The sequence below is a fragment of the Rhizobium sp. BK602 genome, from assembly GCF_014195095.1.
Classification (GTDB): Bacteria; Pseudomonadota; Alphaproteobacteria; order Rhizobiales; family Rhizobiaceae; genus Rhizobium.
Window position 1 is genome coordinate 502,056 of record NZ_JACIBC010000001.1, and the last position, 16,997, is coordinate 519,052.

Genomic DNA, 16,997 nt, shown 5'->3' on the forward strand with positions numbered 1-16,997 from the left:
GGTTCGTGGTGATCGTTTCATACAAGGGGAAGTTCGCTGAAGCTGTTGCTCTCGGCAATGTACCAAAAGGCTTTCCGGCCGATCTCGTTCGTTCGGCGCAACGCAAGTTGACGATGTTGAACTATGCGGCTGCGCTGGATGATCTGCGATCGCCGCCCGGCAACCGTCTGGAGCGGTTGCACGGCGATCGTTCAGGTCAGCATTCGATCAGAATCAACGACCAATGGCGCATCTGCTTCCTATGGACCGAGGCAGGGCCGCGTGATGTCGAGATCGTGGACTATCACTGATGGAGCGTAACATGACCGAGTCCAGACTTCCGCCGATCCATCCGGGCGAAATTTTGCGGGAGGAATATCTGAAGCCGCTGACGATGAGCGCCGGTGCTCTGGCGAAGCATCTTAATGTGCCGCGAACGCGCATTGAAAGACTGGTTTCGGAAGAGACCGGCGTCACCCCGGATACGGCGCTGCGGCTTGCACGATTTTTCAGCACGACACCGGATTTTTGGATGGCAATGCAAACCGGCTATGATCTCGCGCTCGCTCAGGCAGAGAAAAGCGATGTTCTAGCCGCCATCAAGCCGCTCCAAGCTGCCTGATCAATGAAACGAGTTAACGCGGCATGCATCTCCTCCTAGCGCAAAAGGGAACGATCAGCGACGGCGAGGAGGCGATCGATCTCGGCCAGTCCCCCGGCGATATTCTCTTCCTGTCCGCCGCCGACACCGAGTTGGCGGCGATCGCCGCTGCGCATGGGGAGGCTGGCTATTCGCTGCGGCTCGCCAGCCTGATGAGCCTCAAGCATCCGATGTCGGTCGATACCTATATCGAGCGGACGGCGCGGCATGCGAAGCTGATCATCGTGCGGGCGCTCGGTGGGGCCAGCTATTTTCACTATGCGCTGGAGGCGCTGCATGCCTGTGCCGCGCGCAGCGGTGCGTCGATTGCGGTCCTGCCGGGGGATTCCAAGGCCGATCCCGGGCTGACGCCATTTTCCAATGTCGCGCTCGAGGACCTCAATGCGCTGTGGTCCTACTTGATCGAAGGCGGCGATGCCAATTCGCGGGCCTTTCTCGGCTATGCCGAGGCGATGCTGTCGGGGGCGGACAAGCCGGCTCCGGCGGCGCCGCTGATGAAGGCCGGGATCTGGTGGCCGGGCAGGGGTGTGATCGGGGTTGAGGAGTGGAGAGGAATCTCGGCGTCCTTGATGGTAGCCGGGGAGGGATTTGCCCCCCCGACCGTCGCGATTTCCTTTTACCGTGCCCTCGTTCAGAGCGGCGAAACCAAGCCCGTCGAAGCGATGATCGAAGCCCTCGTCGCCGAGGGCATGCGGCCGTTGCCGGTATTTGCCTATAGTCTCAAGGACCCTGTTTCCGTCGGCATTCTGGAAAGTGTCTTTGCCGAATTGAAGCCGGATGTCGTCGTCAATACCACGGGATTTGCCGTCTCGGCGCCGGGTGCGGATCGGCAGGCGACCGTATTGGAGGCAAGCGACGCCGTCGTGCTGCAGGCGATCTTCTCGGCGTCTTCCCGGGAGGCGTGGGAGGCATCGTCGCAAGGGCTTTCGGCGCGCGATCTCGGCATGAACGTGGCTTTGCCGGAAGTGGACGGACGTGTGCTTGCCCGCGCCGTCTCGTTCAAGGCGGCCGCCCGCTATGACGAGCGCGTCGAGGCCAATATCGTTGCCAGTGAGCCGGCCGAAGACCGGATGCGCTACACGGTGCGGCTTGCCGGCAACTGGGCGCGGCTGCGCCGGACGCCATCTGCGGAGCGGCGTGTGGCGTTGGTCATGGCGAACTATCCAAACCGCGATGGGCGACTTGGAAACGGGGTCGGATTGGATACGCCGGCGGGCACGATCGAAGTGCTGAAGGCGATGGCGGCGGCGGGCTATCCCGTTGCTGATCTGCCTGGTGACGGCGATGCGCTGATGCGGCACCTGATGGACGGTCCGACCAATTCAGGACATGATGGAAAGATCGTCCGCGAGACGCTTTCCATCAGCGAATACAAATATTTCCTCTCGTCTCTTCCGATCCAGATTCAAGAGGAGATACAGACACGCTGGGGCGAGCCTGAGGCTGATCCTTATGCCCGTGACGATATGTTCGCCTTGCCCTTTGCCCGTTTCGGCACGGTGCTGGTCGGCATCCAGCCGGCGCGCGGCTATAATATCGATCCCAAGGAAAGCTATCATTCGCCGGACCTCGTGCCGCCGCACGGGTATCTCGCCTTCTATGCCTTCCTGCGCCAATCCTTCGGCGCGCATGCCGTCATCCATATGGGCAAGCACGGCAATCTCGAATGGCTGCCGGGCAAGGCGCTGGCGTTGTCGGAGGCGTGCTATCCCGAAGCGATCCTCGGGCCGCTGCCGCATCTCTATCCTTTCATCGTCAATGATCCCGGCGAGGGCACGCAGGCCAAGCGCCGCACGAGTGCCGTCATCATCGACCACCTGACGCCGCCTTTGACCCGTGCGGAGAGCTATGGCCCGCTGAAGGATCTCGAAGCGCTGGTGGACGAATATTACGAGGCTTCGGGCGGCGATCCCCGCCGCATCCGGCTGCTGCGCAAGCAGATCCTCGATCTCGTCGCCGACATCGGCCTCGATCAGGACGCCGGCATTGCCAAAGGGGAGGGCGAGGACGAGGCGCTGCGGAAGCTCGACGCCTATCTTTGTGATCTCAAGGAAATGCAGATCCGCGATGGGCTGCATGTCTTCGGCGTCTTGCCGGAAGGCCGGCTGCTCACGGATTTGACCGTGGCGCTGGCGCGCGTGCCGCGTGGTTTGGGCGAGGGCGGCGATCAGAGCCTGCAGCGGGCGATCGCGCGGGATGCTTTGACCCCGGATGCGGATTTCGATCCTCTGGATTGCGATATGGCTGCCGAATGGACCGGCCAACGCCCCGAGATCCTTGTCAATATTTCCGACGATCCCTGGCGCACCCAGGGCGATACCGTCGAGCGTATCGAACGTCTGGCTGCGAAACTCGTCGCTGGCGATATCACATGCCCTGAAAGCTGGCCGCACACGCGCGCTGTCGTCGCGGAAATCGAAGCCCGGCTGAAGCCCTCGATCCTCGCCTGCGGCGAAGCGGAAATCTCGTCCTTGATGAAAGGTCTCGACGGCCGGTTCGTACCGCCCGGCCCCTCGGGCGCACCAACGCGTGGTAGGCCTGACGTCCTGCCGACCGGACGGAATTTCTATTCGGTCGACAGCCGCGCCGTGCCGACGCCGGCGGCTTACGAGCTTGGCAGGAAGTCGGCGGAGCTCCTGATCCGCCGCTATGTGCAGGATCACGGCGAGTGGCCGGTTTCCTTTGGGCTGACGGCCTGGGGCACGTCGAACATGCGCACCGGCGGCGACGATATCGCCCAAGCGCTGGCGCTGATCGGCGTCAAGCCGGTCTGGGACATGACCTCGCGCCGCGTCACCGGTTACGAGATCATTCCGCCGGCACTGCTCGGCCGGCCGCGCGTCGACGTCACGCTGCGTATTTCCGGCTTCTTCCGTGACGCCTTTCCGGAGCAGATCGCGCTGTTCGACAAGGCGATCCGGGCGGTCGGCGGCCTGGAGGAGGATGCGTCGGACAATCCGATCGCGGCGCGCATGCGCGGCGAAATCGCGCGGCTGCGGGCGGCCGGACTGGATGAGGCCGCGGCGGACCGACGCGCCGGCTATCGTATTTTCGGTTCCAAACCCGGTGCTTACGGCGCGGGCTTGCAGGCGCTGATCGATGAGAAGGGCTGGGAGCGGCGTGCCGATCTGGCCGAAGCCTATCTCGTCTGGGGCAGCTATGCCTATGGCGCCGGCGAGGAAGGCCGGGCAGAACGCGGCGTGTTCGAGGAGCGGCTGCGGTCGATCCAGGCTGTCGTGCAGAATCAGGACAATCGCGAACACGACCTGCTCGACAGCGACGATTATTATCAATTCGAGGGCGGCATGGCGGCGGCGGCGGAACAGCTCGCCGGCGCGCGCCCGTCGATCTATCACAACGACCATTCCCGGCCGGAAAAGCCGGTGATCCGTTCGCTGGAGGAGGAGATCGGCCGGGTGGTGCGCGGCCGCGTCGTCAATCCGAAATGGATCGCCGGCGTCATGCGCCATGGCTACAAGGGCGCTTTCGAGATCGCCGCCACCGTCGATTATCTCTTTGCCTTCGCCGCGACCACGGGTGCGGTGCGCGATCATCATTTCGAAGCCGTCTATCAGGCGTTTATCATCGATCAGAACGTGCGCGACTTCATGGCGAACAAGAATCCGGCCGCGCTGCGCGAGATGAGCGAGCGCTTGCTCGAAGCCATCGACCGCAGGCTCTGGTCGCCGCGCAGCAATTCCGCGCGCTTCGATCTGGAGGCTCTGGCAAGGAACAAGGACGCGGTCGCATGAGCGCAGTCGTCGAATTCGGGCCGGCGGCGCGGAAATCCATCATTTCAGGGAGAAGACAATGAGCGAAGAAACGGTCGAAACGGGGAGCGAGGCGCCAAAGAGCGACGATGCCCGCCACTCCGAAAAGATGGCCAAGAAGAAGGTCGCCCGCGACAAGATCATGGCGACGAAGACCGATGAGAAGGGGCTGATCATCGTCCATACCGGCAAGGGCAAGGGCAAGTCGTCTTCGGCCTTCGGCATGATCTTCCGCCATATCGCCCATAAGAAGCCCTGCGCCGTCGTGCAGTTCATCAAGGGGGCGATGTGGACCGGCGAGCGGGATCTGATCGAGACGCATTTCTCCGATATCTGCCAGTTCCACACGATGGGCGAGGGTTTTACCTGGGAAACGCAGGATCGCGCCCGCGATGTGGCAGCGGCGACGGCCGCCTGGGAGAAAGCCAAGGAGTTGATCCGCGACGAGCGCAACTCCATGGTCTTGCTGGACGAGATCAATATCGCCCTGCGCTACGATTATCTCGATATCAACGAGGTTCTGGAATTCCTGAAGACCGAGAAGCCCTACATGACCCATGTCGTGCTGACCGGTCGCAACGCCAAGGATGAGCTGATCGAGATCGCCGATCTGGTCACCGAAATGGAGCTGATCAAGCATCCGTTCCGTTCCGGCATCAAGGGGCAGGCGGGAGTCGAGTTTTAGTGGGAGGAACGGCCGGCGCTTCGGTCTGCGATGGCTGGAATTAGACCGAAGTGTTCGCGTTGGGTCAGCTATTGAAAAACTTGCCGATGCCCATGCTTTGATGCGGGATGCCGATGATATGAATTTCGTCTGCTGCGATCAGATAGAAAATCAGATGTTGGCCTTCGGGAAAGCAGTAGTAGCCTGCGCGAATATCGCTTCGATTCCTGCCCAATTTCGGATTTTCGGCAAGAAATGCGCATCGCTGATCGAGTCTGCGGAGGTACTCGTTGCGCTTGGCTTTGCCCCGCGTCGATTCCGTATAGCGGCCAATACCAGCGAGATCCTGCTTGGCGCGAAGGGTCAAACGGTAGCGACGCTTCATTGTCCGTTGTCGAGTTCTCCGATCAGGGAGTCGATAGAGAAGTCATCGACGAATTCGCCTCTTTCCGCTTGGGCTGCTCCCTCCGCGAGATGCGCGCGCAGTGCGGCCAATCGTTCCATCCGTTCTTCCATACCGCGCAGGGCGTCTCGCACGACCTCACTGGCGGAGCCGTAGCGTCCGCTGGAGATCTGCTCGCGGATGAAGCTTTCCCAATGCTCGCCGAGACTGAGGCTGGTCGTTGCCATGGCATCCTCGATATTCATTTAGAATAAATATGAATATAGTCTGGGTTGCGGGGAAATAGAAGCGTTGCAGCGGATCTCAGCTTTTTTGGCCGGATGATATCAGATCCCCAGCCACACACGGACGGGATTGCTGGGATCCGCCAGCAGCTTGACCGCGAAAGCGATGCAGACGATGACCAGCAGCGGCTTGATCAGTCTCGCGCCGATGCGCATGGCGAGGCGCGAACCGATTTGCGCGCCGAGAAACTGACCGAAGCCCATGATGAGGCCGACTTTCCAGAGGATGGCGCCGGAGACGCTGAAGACGATCAGTCCGCCGAGGTTGGAGCCGAAATTCAGCAGCTTGGTGTGCGCCGTCGCCTTCAGCAGGCCGAATCCGGCGAGTGTCACGAAGGCCAGCATCAGGAAAGAGCCCGTTCCAGGCCCGAAGGCGCCGTCGTAGAAGCCGATGAGCGGCACCAGGGTGATGCCGAAGAGGCCGGCGGTCATGCGACGATGCTTTTCAACATCGTTGAGATTGGGCTTGAAGGCGAAATAGAGCGCAATCGCGATCAGGAGGAAGGGCAGGATGATCCGCAGCACGTCGCCCGGCATGATCGTCGCCAGCGCCGCGCCCAGCATGCCGCCGATCATCGCCATCAATGCCATTGGCAGTTGCTCGCGCAGGTGCACATGGCCCTGCCGGGCATAGGCAATGGTGGCGGAGGCCGCGCCGCAGATCGACTGCACCTTGTTGGTGCCGAGCGTCTGCAGCGGCGGAATGCCGGCCAGCAGCATGGCCGGCACGGTGATCAATCCGCCGCCGCCGGCGATCGAATCGACGAAGCCGGCAAACAGGGCGGCGAGGAAAAGCAGAAGCAGCAGATGAAGGGTAATGTCGTGCAAGGCGGGGGACTCGGGAATTCGAAGGCATGAAATCGAGGCGCCTTCTTGCATCCCTGAGGTGACAAGACAATTGCCGTCAAGACACACAGGGCGAATTTGACGGGTGAGGGATGGGTGGGTACATGTGTGACCATCGCCGTCGCCAGGGAGTGAACATGACGACCTATGCCGATTCCCCCCGCCGCTATGTTCTGGGTCTCGGTTGCGAACGTGGCACCGACTGGAACGATGTGCGCCAGCTCGCCGAAAGGGCGTTGCAGGAGGCGGGCATCGAGGCTGGTCAGCTTCTGGCGGTCGTTTCGATCGATACGCGGATGAACGAACCGGCAATGCTCGAGGTGGCCACCCATTTCCGCCTGCCGCTGCGCTGCTTCAACGTCGCCGCACTTGAGCGCGAGACGCCGCGCCTCAAGAACCCGTCGGACCTCGTCTTTGCCCGTGTCGGCTGCCATGGCGTTGCCGAAGCGGCGGCCTTGGCCGCGGCCGGTCCCGATGCGGCGCTCGTGCTTCCGAAAATCAAATCCAGTTTTGCCACGGCCGCGATCGCCAGGATCGGCTGAGCATCGAATCTCCCCCATCGAACAATCGTCATGTGGGGCATGCGTGGGGCATTTCGCCGGCGATATTTCTCATGTATTCCCATAAATCCAGAGCGGGATCTTCGGACGTGTGGCGCCGTTGGGGCGAGGTCGCGCTTGGTCAGAATGTTCGTAAGGAAAAATCATGCATAAGGTCATCTACGATACGGACCCGGGCGTCGACGACGCCATGGCGCTGCTCTTCCTGCATCGTCATCCGGATATCGATCTTCTCGGCATCACCACCGTCTTCGGCAATGCCTCCGTCGACACCACGACCCGCAACGCGCTGTTTCTGAAGCGCGAATGGGATATTCCGTGCCCGGTCGCCCGCGGTGCCAGCGTCACTTTCGACCCCACCCGGCAGGAGCGGGCCTGGCCGACCATGGTGCATGGCGAAAACGGTCTCGGCGACATCGAGGTGCCGGCGACGATCGATCTGCCGACCGATCCGCGTCCGGCCTATCAGTTCATCATCGACACCGTGCGCGCCCATCCGGGCGAGGTGAGGCTGGTCGCCGTCGGCCGCATGACCAATCTGGCCCTGGCGCTGAAGCACGATCCGGAGATTGCCGGGCTGGTCAAGGATGTCGTCATCATGGGCGGCAATTTTTATGTGCCGGGCAATGTGACGCCGGTGGCGGAAGCCAACATCCATGGCGATCCGGAAGCTGCCGATGCCGTCCTGACGGCACCATGGAAGGTTGTCGTCGTCGGCCTGGACGTGACGTCGGTGACGACGATGAGCCGCTCCTATCTCGCCGATATGGCGAGGGACGGCGGTTCGGCGGTTCGGCTGCTGTCGGACCTGTCGCAATCCTATATCGATTTCTACGGGCACATCGTAGACGACGGCATGATGGTGCATGACAGCTGCGCCAGCGTCTATGTCGTGGCGCCGGAGCTTTTCGATACGATCGAGGGCGCGGTGCGCGTCGTCTGCGGCGGCATTGCCGATGGCCAGACGATCGTCAAGCCGGACGGCCGGCATTTCCCGCCGAACGAATGGGACAATCTGCCGAGCCAAACGGTGTGCACCGGTATCCGCTCGCAGGCCGTCATCGACCTGATCCGTGACGCGATTCTCGGTCAGGCAAAGCGCTGACATCGACGGGAGAGGGCGGAGATTTCGCTCTCTCCCGATCCGCCCGTCGCGGGTTGGCGTCTGTTTCGTAATGTTCTCAGATGTTTATGCTGCGAGATTTGATAATTTGAGTCAGGCGCTTGATGTGATGATTCAGCTTTTCCTCGGGCGTTCCGGGTCGCCTTCGGGAAAGTTTTTAGCGTAGCGCCGCTGCCGCGCGGGCTTGGTCTGGCCTATCATTCGATGATCGGACAAGAGGTGGGCCGCGGCCGGCTCATCCCGTTCTCAAGATTGCAATTTTAGCCGTCGGGGCATAGGACAGATGGCATGAACGATACCGCATTTTCCAATCTGCCGGCGCTGGAGCCGGGCTCCGTCTGGCTTGTTGGCGCGGGCCCCGGCGATCCCGGTTTGCTGACCCTGTTGGCGGCCAAGGGACTGGCCGAAGCGGATATCATCGTGCACGACGCTCTCGTCAACGAAGATTGCCTGAAGCTCGCCCGCCCCGGCGCGATACTCGAATATGCCGGCAAGCGTGGCGGAAAGCCGTCCGCCAGGCAGCGGGATATTTCGCTACGCCTGGTCGAGTTGGCACGGGCGGGAAAGCGCGTGCTGCGGCTCAAGGGCGGCGATCCCTTCGTCTTCGGGCGGGGCGGCGAGGAAGCGCTGATGCTGGTGGAGCACGGCATCCCCTTCCGCATCGTGCCGGGCATTACCGCCGGTATCGGCGGTCTTGCCTATGCCGGCATTCCGGTCACCCATCGGGACGTCAATCATGCCGTCACCTTCCTGACTGGCCATGATTCCTCCGGCCTGGTGCCGGATGCGATCAATTGGGAGGCGATCGGCAGGGGCTCGCCCGTCATCGTCATGTATATGGCGATGAAGCATATCGCCCAGATCAGCACCAATCTCATCGCCGCCGGCCGTTCCGCCGACGAGCCGGTTGCCTTCGTCTGCAATGCCGCGACTTCGGCGCAGCAGGTGCTGGAAACGACGCTCGGCCGCGCCGAGGCGGATGTCGCCGCCTCCGGCCTGGAGCCGCCGGCGATCGTCGTGGTCGGCGATGTCGTGCGGCTGCGTCCCTCGCTCGATTGGCTCGGCGCTCTTTCCGGCCGTACGCTCGTGCCCGCAGCGGACATAAGGACCGGCCTCGGCCACAAGGTGCCGGCATGAGCGGCCTATTGATCGCCGCGCCTGCTTCCGGCTCGGGCAAGACGACGATCACGCTTGGATTGCTGAGGGCGCTGCGAAAGAGGGGCGTTGCGATCGCGCCCGGCAAGGCCGGACCCGATTATATCGATCCCGCCTTTCTTGCTGCCGCAAGCGGTTCCGCCTGCCTCAATTTCGATCCCTGGGCCATGCGTCGCGAGCTGATCTCCGCCAATTCGGCGCTGCATCGCTCCGGCGGCCGCATGCTGATCATCGAAGCCATGATGGGCCTGTTCGACGGTGCGGCCGATGGTTCCGGCACGCCGGCCGATCTTGCCGCCTTTCTCAGCCTTTCCGTGGTGCTGGTGGTCGATGCCTCACGCATGTCGCAATCGGTTGCCGCCCTGGTCAGCGGCTATGCCAATTTCCGTGCCGATGTCCGCATTGCCGGCGTGATCCTCAACAAGGTCGGCAGCGACCGGCACGAAGCGATGCTGCGGCAGGCGCTGGAGGCCGTGCGCATCCCCGTCGTCGCCGTCATCCGTGCAGACAAGGGGCTGACTTTGCCGGAGCGGCATCTCGGCCTGGTGCAGGCCGGCGAACATACGGGTCTGGAAAGCTTTATCGAGCACGCGGCGGAAACGCTGTCCGAGGCCTGCGATTTCGGGCTGCTACTGCGCGCCGCGCAACAGAATGTCGTTCGGCCCTCGGTCGCCAATATCGCGCGGCTGATGCCGTTCGGGCAGCGCATCGCAGTGGCCCGCGACATCGCTTTCGCCTTCTGCTACGAGCACATGCTGCTCGGCTGGCGTCGGCGCGGGGCCGAGATTTCGTTTTTCTCGCCGCTTGCCGATGAGGCTCCGGCTGACGATGCGGATGCCATCTATCTGCCGGGTGGCTATCCCGAGCTGCATGCGGGCAAGCTCGCGGCGGCGGGGCGTTTTCACGAGGGAATCAAGGCTGCGGCCGCACGGGGTGCGCGGATCTATGGCGAATGCGGCGGCTATATGGTGCTGGGCGAGGGTCTGGTGGATGCGGGCGGCGCCCGCCATGGCATGCTTGGTCTGCTTCCCGTCGTCACCAGCTATGAGAAGCGCCAGCGCCATCTCGGCTACCGGCGGGTGATGCCGCTCGCCGGCTCCTTCTTCACCGGGCCGATGACCGCGCATGAGTTTCATTATTCGACCATCGTCTCGGAAGGGGCGGCGGACCGGCTGTTTTCGGTCACGGATGCGCTCGGAACCGATTTGGGTGAGGCTGGTCTGCGGCGCGGCAACGTCGCCGGGTCCTACATGCACCTGATCGATCTTGCCGGTGACGCGGCGTGACGGGCAGGATCGTGCATGGCGGCGGGATCACCGCGGCGGCGCGGCTCCATGGCGGTCGGCCCGAGGATTGGCTCGATCTGTCGACGGGCATCAATCCCAATCCCGTTGCCGTGCCAGACATTCCCGTTTCAGCCTGGCATCGTCTGCCGGATCAGCATCTGGCGGATCGGGCGAGAGAGGCGGCGCGCGCCTATTATCGCAGCGGCGCCATCCTGCCGCTGCCGGTTCCCGGCACGCAATCGGTGATCCAGCTTCTGCCGCGGCTTGTGTCCGGCGGCGGTGCCGCGATCCTGTCGCCGACCTATGGCGAATATGCGCGTGCTTTCAGGCTCGCCGGCCTGTCCGTAACGGATGTTGCCGGGGTCGACGAGGTTGCGGCCGGCACCGAGCTGATCGTTGCGGTCAATCCCAACAATCCCGACGGCCGCCGGCTGACCGTCGATCGCCTGCGGGAATTGCATGACCGGCAGCGGGCACATGGCGGGATACTGGTGGTCGACGAGGCATTCGGCGACATGGAGCCGGAGGCGAGCCTGGCGCCCTATGCGTCTTCCATGCCGAACCTCATCCTCTTCCGTTCCTTCGGCAAGTTCTTCGGCCTGGCCGGTCTGCGCCTCGGTTTTGTCATCGCGGAAGCGTCCATCCTCGCACGCTTCGAGGACTGGCTCGGTCCCTGGGCGGTGTCCGGGCCGGCGCTGTCGCTGGCGGCGTCCCTGATGGCGGGCGACACAACCGCCGTCCGAAACCGCATTCTCGACCGCCGCGCGGCGCTCGACGCCGTTCTTCGCGGAGCCAAGCTCAATATCGCCGGTGGGACGGGGCTGTTCGCCCTCGTTGCCGATGGCCGTGCAAACGACCTATATTCGCATCTCTGCCGCCATCATATTCTTGTCCGCAAGTTCGATTATGCGCCGGATTGGCTGCGTTTCGGTCTTGCTCCGGACGAGGAGGCGGATCGCAGACTGGCCGGGGTGCTAGAGGACTATTCGACATGACGATCGACGAACATTTGCTCATCCTCATCCTGGCATTGCTGCTGGATCGCATCATCGGCGATCCGGAATGGCTGTGGCAGCGCCTACCGCACCCTGTCGTGCTGTTCGGCAAGGCAATCTCCGTCTTCGACCGCCATTTCAACGCGCGGCATCTGCCGGATCTGACGCGCCGCCGCAACGGAGTGATGTCGATCGCCGCACTGCTCTTTGGTGCCGCTATTGCTGGCTGGCTCATTCATGGGCTGCTCGGCTTCTTCGGCTGGTTCGGCATTCTGGTCGAGGCTGGTCTGGTGGCGATATTCCTGGCGCAGAAGAGCCTGGCCGATCATGTCGGTGAGGTGTCGAATGCGCTGCGCAGCGAAGGGCTGGAGGGCGCGCGCCGCGCCGTGTCGCGTATTGTCGGACGCGATCCGGAAACGCTGGACGAACCGGGCATCTGCCGTGCTGCGATCGAAAGCCTTGCCGAGAATTTTTCCGACGGCGTCGTGGCGCCGGCGCTCTGGTATGCGGTCTTCGGGCTGCCGGGCCTGTTTGCCTACAAGATGCTGAACACTGCCGATTCGATGATCGGCCACAAGACCGAGGCCTATATCGATTTCGGCTGGGCCTCGGCACGGCTGGACGACCTCGCCAACTGGCCGGCGGCGCGGCTGTCGATCCTGCTGATCGCTGTGGGTGCGATGGTCAAGAAGGGGATGTCGGGGCTTGGCAATACGATCCGCGTCGCGGTGCGCGACGGCGGCCTGCACCGTTCACCCAATTCCGGCAGGCCGGAAGCGGCGATGGCCGGCGCTCTCGATATTCAGCTTGCCGGGCCGCGCGTCTATGCCGGCGAGGTCGTGCGCGAGCCGATGATCAATGGTGCCGGACGTGACACGGCAACCGTCAACGATGTCGAGACCGGCATTTCCATCTTCTATTCGGCCTGCTCGGTTCTGACGCTTCTTGCCTTCCTGGCCTTCCTCTTGCTGCTCTGACAGGCCTCATCCACGTTAACGAATTGTTCGCCATACGTATTAATTTAGTATAATCGGATATATAATAGTCTCCTCTTCATCGGAATTGTTTCGAAAAGAAGCAAACGATGGAAGGGGACAAGATGAAAAGGGTCGTGATAGCCGCATCCGTATGTCTATGCCTGCAATTTCATGTCGCTTCGGCTCAGGCCGAGAGCGTTCTCGCCAGAATTGACCTTCGCTCGCAGACGATGACCGTTTCCGAAGACGGCGTGTTGAAGTATCGCTGGAAAGTATCGACCGCGCGCAAGGGCTATGTGACGCCGATCGGTTCCTATACGGCCAAATGGCTGTCCCGCGATCACCGCTCCAAAAAATATGATGATGCGCCGATGCCTTACGCGGTATTCTTCAACGGCGGCTATGCCATCCACGGCACCTATGAGCTGAAGCGCCTGGGGCGGCCGGCATCGCATGGCTGCGTGCGCCTGGAGCCGCGCAATGCCGCGACCTTCTTTTCGATGACCTCGGAAGTCGGGCTCAAGAATACACGTATCATCATCACCGACTGATCTTTGTTTGGCGGGATGCTCATAGCGCGTGGTGCAGCCGCAATGCTGCCGTATCTTGGCGGCATGCCGGCGTCTCGGGCAATCGCGCGCCAGAAGCCGCGTTGCTGTTTCCGCAACAGTCCTTCGGCAAATTGCCGGGGTCTCCGGTGGAAACCATTGGCTTTTGGAATGGATTTCCCTATGAGGGGGATTGAATTATCATTTCAAGAGGTATGGGCGTGACTGCTACATTCGACAAAGTTGCCGACATCATCGCTGAGACAAGCGAAATCGACCGTGAGACGATCACTCCAGAGAGCCACACGATCGACGACCTCGGCATCGACAGCCTCGACTTCCTGGACATCGTTTTTGCCATCGACAAGGAATTCGGCATCAAGATTCCGCTGGAACAGTGGACCCAGGAAGTCAACGAAGGCAAGGTTTCGACCGAGGAATATTTCGTCCTCAAGAATCTCTGCGCCAAGATCGACGAACTGCGCGCCGCCAAGGGCTGAGCAACGTCTTCACTTTTTTGACGCCCAGCCGCTCCTGACTATAGCGGCCGGGCGGTTTTATTCTTAACTATCGTATCCTGCCCGGACCGCCATGGATCGGCGGGTGGGATCGGAGGCGTTCATGCTGCTGGAATATTTCCAGATGATCGACCGGGTCGAATCCGTCGATCTGTCCAAGGGCCTTTTGAAGGCGCATTCGGTCGTTCCGGCCAAAAGCCCGGTTTTCGAAGGCCATTTTCCCGGCATGCCGCTCGTTCCCGGCGTTCTCCTGATCGAAACCATGGCGCAGGCCTCGGGCATGCTGGTGCTGGCGGCGACCAACTTCGCCTATATGCCGTTCCTCATGTCGGTCGATGGCGCCAAGATGCGCACCTTCGTCGAGCCCGAGGCGGAACTCGACATCGAGGCCGAACTGGAGCATGACGGTTCCGGTTTCGCGGTGACCAAGGCGCGGATCACCATTGCCGGCAAGAAGATCTGCGATGCGCAGTTGAAGCTGCGCACCATGCCGTTTAATGAGGTGCCGCTCGCCGACATCGTGCGCAAGCGGGCCGGCGAGGTCGGGCTCCTCGACGCTATCGCCGCCAATGGCTGACGCCACCGGCTTGCATGGCGCCGCATTCTTAGAGTTGTTTTGACGCAATTCCGGACGGAAAACCGCTACGCACTTTTCCTGGAATTGCTCTAGAGGATTGATGAATGAGCAAGGCTCAGAATGATGTGGTGATCACGGGTATCGGCATCGTCACCTGTCAGGGTGTCGGCAAGGACGCGCATGTCGCCCTGCTGACCGCCGACAAGACGCCGGCAACCATCGTCGAAACCGAGAAGTTCAAGCCCTATCCGGTGCATCCGTTGCCGGAAATCGACTGGTCGCAGCAGATTCCGAAGCGTGGCGATCAGCGGCAGATGGAAAACTGGCAGCGCATCGGCGTCTTTACCGCCGGTCTGGCGCTTGATGATGCCGGCTTGAAGGACGATCTTGAGGCCTGCGGCAGTATGGACATGATCGTCGCGGCCGGCGGCGGCGAGCGCGATCTCAATGTCGATACGTTGATCGTCGATGAAGGCCTGAAGCGCAACGATCGCGAGCTGCTGCTGAACGAGAAGCTGACGACCGAACTGCGCCCGACGCTGTTCCTCGCCCAGCTCTCCAATCTGCTCGCCGGCAACATCTCCATCGTTCATAAGGTGACGGGTTCGTCGCGCACCTTCATGGGCGAGGAGGCCGCCGGTATTTCGGCCGTCGAAACCGCGTTCCATCGTATCAAGTCCGGCGAATCGAGCCATGCCTTGGTTGGCGGCGCGTTTTCGGCCGAGCGGCAGGACATGATGCTGCTGATCGAATCGGTGAACGCGCATGCGATTGGCGACTGGCATCCGCTCTGGTCCCGCAAGCCGGAAAACGGCGGCGGCATGATCATGGGTTCGCTCGGTGCCTTCCTCGTGCTGGAATCGCGCGCCTATGCGGAAGCGCGGGGCGCGCGCATCTATGCGACGATCGACGCGATCGAAGGTGATCGCGGCAGCCGCGATGGCGGCAAGTTCGAGGCGCGACTGGAGCGCCTGCTGGCGCCCGCCAAGGACACACAGGATGACGACACGGTGATCTTCTGCGGCACGACGGCGATCACCGATCTGGCAACACGAGAAAAGGCCGTGCTGGAAGCGCAGCTCCCGGCGTCCGCCATTCGCGCCTATGCCGGCGTTTCCGGCCATGGGCTGGAAAGCCAGTTCCCGCTCGGGCTTGCTTTCGCGGCGCTTGCGGTTGCCAACAAGGCCAAGGTGCCGGCTTTCGACGCCAGCCATGAAAAGCCGATGAAGGCAGGCGCCCGCAAGGCGATCGTGACGACCGTCGGCCATGCGCGCGGCGAGGGTGTCGCCGTCCTGTCCGGCGAAGCGTGAGGAGTTAGGATCATGACCGCATCCGCCTACAAGGATCATCTCGGCCGCCCGATCGTCGCCGTTACCGGCATGGGCATCATCACCTCGCTCGGCCAGGGGCTGCAGGACAATTGGAACGCGCTGTCTTCCGGCACGTCGGGTATTCACGGCATTACCCGCTTTCCGACCGACGGGCTTTCGACGCGCATTGCCGGCACCGTGGATTTCATCGATATCCCCGCGCCGAACGCCGTCGAGCGCTCCTATGCCTTTGCCCGCGAGACGACGATCGAGGCGCTGGCCCAGGCCGGGATTTCCGGCGATTTCAATGCGCCGCTCTTCCTGGCGGCACCGCCGATCGAGCCGGAGTGGAGCGCGCGCTTCGAACTTGCCGACCGTTCGCCGCCGGCCGATCATGCCGGCGATGCCTATGAGCGCTTCCTGGCCGCCATGCGCCAGCGCCCCGATCCGGCCTTCCATGAGGCGGCCCTGTTCGGTGCCATCTCCGAGCGTCTTGCCGATCGTTTCGGCACGCGCGGCCTGCCGGTCACGTTGTCGACGGCCTGTGCGTCGGGCGTCACCGCGATCCAGCTCGGCATCGAAGCGATCCGCCAGGGCCGCACAAACCGGGCGCTGACGGTTGCGACCGACGGTTCGCTGAGTGCCGAGGCCCTGATCCGTTTCTCGCTGCTGTCGGCTCTTTCGACCCAGAACGATCCACCGACCAAGGCCTCCAAGCCCTTCAGCAAGGACCGCGACGGCTTTGTCATCGCTGAAGGCGCTGCGACGCTGGTGCTGGAATCGCTCGAGGCGGCGGTTGCCCGCGGCGCGAAGATCCTCGGCATCATGAAGGGCGCCGGCGACAAGGCCGATTCCTTCCATCGCACCCGGTCTTCGCCCGATGGCGGCCCGGCGATCGCGACGATCCGGGCAGCGCTTGCCGATGCCGGCATGGCCGAGACCGATATCGGCTATATCAATGCCCATGGCACCTCGACGCCGGAAAACGACAAGATGGAATATGGTGCCATGTCCGCCGTCTTCGGCGAGCGGCTGCCGACCATTCCGGTCTCGTCGAACAAGTCGATGATCGGCCATACGCTGACGGCGGCCGGCGCGGTCGAGGCGGTGTTCTCGCTGCAGACGATGCTCACCGGCACGCTGCCGCCGACCATCAACTACAACAATCCCGATCCGTCGATCATCCTCGACGTCGTGCCGAACGAGAAGCGCGAGAAGCAGGTGAATGCCATCCTTTCGAACTCCTTCGGGTTCGGCGGGCAGAACGCCAGCCTTGTCATGGCGCTCGAACCGGCCTAATCGGGCTTTTGAAGAACAAGACATAACTGCGCCCAAGGGGCG

At 62.5% G+C, this 16,997-nt stretch carries 18 protein-coding genes; 15 read left to right on the plus strand and 3 right to left on the minus strand.

What is annotated here, in order from left to right:
- Positions 1-8 precede the first annotated feature (8 nt).
- From FHX11_RS02440 to cobO, 4 genes are read left to right on the plus strand one after another with little or no spacing between them, the layout of a single operon-like run.
- The gene (locus FHX11_RS02440; protein WP_184355778.1) at positions 9-290 is read left to right on the plus strand and encodes a type II toxin-antitoxin system RelE/ParE family toxin; all 282 of its coding nucleotides are present in this window, start codon (positions 9-11) and stop codon (positions 288-290) included.
- An 11-nt stretch (positions 291-301) separates the two neighbouring features.
- Positions 302-601 (plus strand): HigA family addiction module antitoxin, encoded by a 300-nt coding sequence (locus FHX11_RS02445; RefSeq protein WP_184355780.1) that lies wholly within the window; start codon positions 302-304, stop codon positions 599-601.
- Between the two features lie 23 nt (positions 602-624).
- Positions 625-4,392: a cobaltochelatase subunit CobN gene (gene cobN / locus FHX11_RS02450; protein WP_184354693.1), complete on the plus strand. Its 3,768-nt coding sequence runs from the start codon at positions 625-627 to the stop codon at positions 4,390-4,392.
- A gap of 58 nt (positions 4,393-4,450) precedes the next feature.
- Positions 4,451-5,095, plus strand: coding sequence for a cob(I)yrinic acid a,c-diamide adenosyltransferase (cobO, locus tag FHX11_RS02455; RefSeq protein WP_184354695.1), 645 nt, complete (start codon positions 4,451-4,453; stop codon positions 5,093-5,095).
- A gap of 64 nt (positions 5,096-5,159) precedes the next feature.
- Here cobO and FHX11_RS02460 read toward each other — a convergent pair whose 3' ends face one another.
- The 3 genes from FHX11_RS02460 to FHX11_RS02470 all read right to left on the minus strand — a co-directional run bounded on the left by FHX11_RS02460 (position 5,160) and on the right by FHX11_RS02470 (position 6,589).
- The gene (locus tag FHX11_RS02460) at positions 5,160-5,459 is read right to left on the minus strand and encodes a type II toxin-antitoxin system RelE/ParE family toxin (protein ID WP_184354697.1); all 300 of its coding nucleotides are present in this window, start codon (positions 5,457-5,459) and stop codon (positions 5,160-5,162) included.
- Positions 5,456-5,704 carry a type II toxin-antitoxin system ParD family antitoxin gene (locus FHX11_RS02465; RefSeq protein ID WP_184354699.1) on the minus strand — a complete coding sequence of 83 codons (249 nt, stop codon included), beginning with the start codon at positions 5,702-5,704 and terminating at the stop codon, positions 5,456-5,458. The genes FHX11_RS02460 and FHX11_RS02465 overlap by 4 nt, the downstream gene beginning before the upstream one ends.
- Before the next feature lie 99 nt (positions 5,705-5,803).
- The gene (locus FHX11_RS02470; protein WP_184354701.1) at positions 5,804-6,589 is read right to left on the minus strand and encodes a TSUP family transporter; all 786 of its coding nucleotides are present in this window, start codon (positions 6,587-6,589) and stop codon (positions 5,804-5,806) included.
- 155 nt (positions 6,590-6,744) lie between these two features.
- Here FHX11_RS02470 and FHX11_RS02475 point away from each other — a divergent pair, with 155 nt between their 5' ends.
- The 11 genes from FHX11_RS02475 to FHX11_RS02525 all read left to right on the plus strand — a co-directional run bounded on the left by FHX11_RS02475 (position 6,745) and on the right by FHX11_RS02525 (position 16,955).
- Positions 6,745-7,149, plus strand: a complete 405-nt coding sequence (locus FHX11_RS02475) for a cobalamin biosynthesis protein (RefSeq protein WP_184354703.1) — start codon at positions 6,745-6,747, stop codon at positions 7,147-7,149.
- A 163-nt stretch (positions 7,150-7,312) separates the two neighbouring features.
- Positions 7,313-8,272, plus strand: a complete 960-nt coding sequence (locus FHX11_RS02480) for a nucleoside hydrolase (protein ID WP_184354705.1) — start codon at positions 7,313-7,315, stop codon at positions 8,270-8,272.
- Positions 8,273-8,578: 306 nt separating this feature from the next.
- On the plus strand, positions 8,579-9,427 hold the full coding sequence (cobA, locus tag FHX11_RS02485; RefSeq protein WP_184354707.1) for a uroporphyrinogen-III C-methyltransferase: 849 nt from the start codon (positions 8,579-8,581) through the stop codon (positions 9,425-9,427).
- Entirely contained in the window at positions 9,424-10,731 is a 1,308-nt protein-coding gene (locus FHX11_RS02490) for a cobyrinate a,c-diamide synthase (protein WP_184354709.1), read from the plus strand. Before cobA ends, FHX11_RS02490 begins: the two co-directional genes overlap by 4 nt.
- A complete protein-coding gene (cobD, locus tag FHX11_RS02495) occupies positions 10,728-11,726 on the plus strand; it encodes a threonine-phosphate decarboxylase CobD (protein ID WP_184354711.1) in 999 nt (332 codons plus the stop codon). The genes FHX11_RS02490 and cobD overlap by 4 nt, the downstream gene beginning before the upstream one ends.
- Positions 11,723-12,703, plus strand: a complete 981-nt coding sequence (gene cbiB / locus FHX11_RS02500) for an adenosylcobinamide-phosphate synthase CbiB (protein ID WP_184354713.1) — start codon at positions 11,723-11,725, stop codon at positions 12,701-12,703. Before cobD ends, cbiB begins: the two co-directional genes overlap by 4 nt.
- Positions 12,704-12,825: 122 nt before the next feature.
- A complete protein-coding gene (locus FHX11_RS02505; protein ID WP_184354715.1) occupies positions 12,826-13,254 on the plus strand; it encodes a L,D-transpeptidase in 429 nt (142 codons plus the stop codon).
- Between the two features lie 212 nt (positions 13,255-13,466).
- Positions 13,467-13,751 carry an acyl carrier protein gene (locus FHX11_RS02510; RefSeq protein ID WP_003495848.1) on the plus strand — a complete coding sequence of 95 codons (285 nt, stop codon included), beginning with the start codon at positions 13,467-13,469 and terminating at the stop codon, positions 13,749-13,751.
- A gap of 121 nt (positions 13,752-13,872) precedes the next feature.
- Positions 13,873-14,346, plus strand: coding sequence for a 3-hydroxyacyl-ACP dehydratase FabZ family protein (locus FHX11_RS02515; protein WP_184354716.1), 474 nt, complete (start codon positions 13,873-13,875; stop codon positions 14,344-14,346).
- Positions 14,347-14,450: 104 nt separating this feature from the next.
- Positions 14,451-15,656, plus strand: coding sequence for a beta-ketoacyl-ACP synthase (locus FHX11_RS02520; protein ID WP_184354718.1), 1,206 nt, complete (start codon positions 14,451-14,453; stop codon positions 15,654-15,656).
- A 12-nt stretch (positions 15,657-15,668) separates the two neighbouring features.
- Positions 15,669-16,955 carry a beta-ketoacyl-ACP synthase gene (locus tag FHX11_RS02525; protein WP_184354720.1) on the plus strand — a complete coding sequence of 429 codons (1,287 nt, stop codon included), beginning with the start codon at positions 15,669-15,671 and terminating at the stop codon, positions 16,953-16,955.
- Positions 16,956-16,997 lie beyond the last annotated feature (42 nt).

What these genes read in the sequence shown, in the direction of transcription:
- cobA (WP_184354707.1), top strand. Translation starts at nt 8,579, where the DNA reads ATGAACGATACCGCATTTTCCAATCTGCCGGCGCTGGAGCCGGGCTCC.
- FHX11_RS02465 (WP_184354699.1), bottom strand. Translation starts at nt 5,704, where the DNA reads ATGGCAACGACCAGCCTCAGTCTCGGCGAGCATTGGGAAAGCTTCATC.
- FHX11_RS02445 (WP_184355780.1), top strand. Translation starts at nt 302, where the DNA reads ATGACCGAGTCCAGACTTCCGCCGATCCATCCGGGCGAAATTTTGCGG.
- FHX11_RS02460 (WP_184354697.1), bottom strand. Translation starts at nt 5,459, where the DNA reads ATGAAGCGTCGCTACCGTTTGACCCTTCGCGCCAAGCAGGATCTCGCT.
- FHX11_RS02520 (WP_184354718.1), top strand. Translation starts at nt 14,451, where the DNA reads ATGAGCAAGGCTCAGAATGATGTGGTGATCACGGGTATCGGCATCGTC.
- FHX11_RS02475 (WP_184354703.1), top strand. Translation starts at nt 6,745, where the DNA reads ATGACGACCTATGCCGATTCCCCCCGCCGCTATGTTCTGGGTCTCGGT.
- FHX11_RS02490 (WP_184354709.1), top strand. Translation starts at nt 9,424, where the DNA reads ATGAGCGGCCTATTGATCGCCGCGCCTGCTTCCGGCTCGGGCAAGACG.
- cbiB (WP_184354713.1), top strand. Translation starts at nt 11,723, where the DNA reads ATGACGATCGACGAACATTTGCTCATCCTCATCCTGGCATTGCTGCTG.
- FHX11_RS02525 (WP_184354720.1), top strand. Translation starts at nt 15,669, where the DNA reads ATGACCGCATCCGCCTACAAGGATCATCTCGGCCGCCCGATCGTCGCC.
- cobO (WP_184354695.1), top strand. Translation starts at nt 4,451, where the DNA reads ATGAGCGAAGAAACGGTCGAAACGGGGAGCGAGGCGCCAAAGAGCGAC.
- FHX11_RS02505 (WP_184354715.1), top strand. Translation starts at nt 12,826, where the DNA reads ATGAAAAGGGTCGTGATAGCCGCATCCGTATGTCTATGCCTGCAATTT.
- FHX11_RS02480 (WP_184354705.1), top strand. Translation starts at nt 7,313, where the DNA reads ATGCATAAGGTCATCTACGATACGGACCCGGGCGTCGACGACGCCATG.
- cobN (WP_184354693.1), top strand. Translation starts at nt 625, where the DNA reads ATGCATCTCCTCCTAGCGCAAAAGGGAACGATCAGCGACGGCGAGGAG.
- FHX11_RS02515 (WP_184354716.1), top strand. Translation starts at nt 13,873, where the DNA reads ATGCTGCTGGAATATTTCCAGATGATCGACCGGGTCGAATCCGTCGAT.
- FHX11_RS02510 (WP_003495848.1), top strand. Translation starts at nt 13,467, where the DNA reads ATGGGCGTGACTGCTACATTCGACAAAGTTGCCGACATCATCGCTGAG.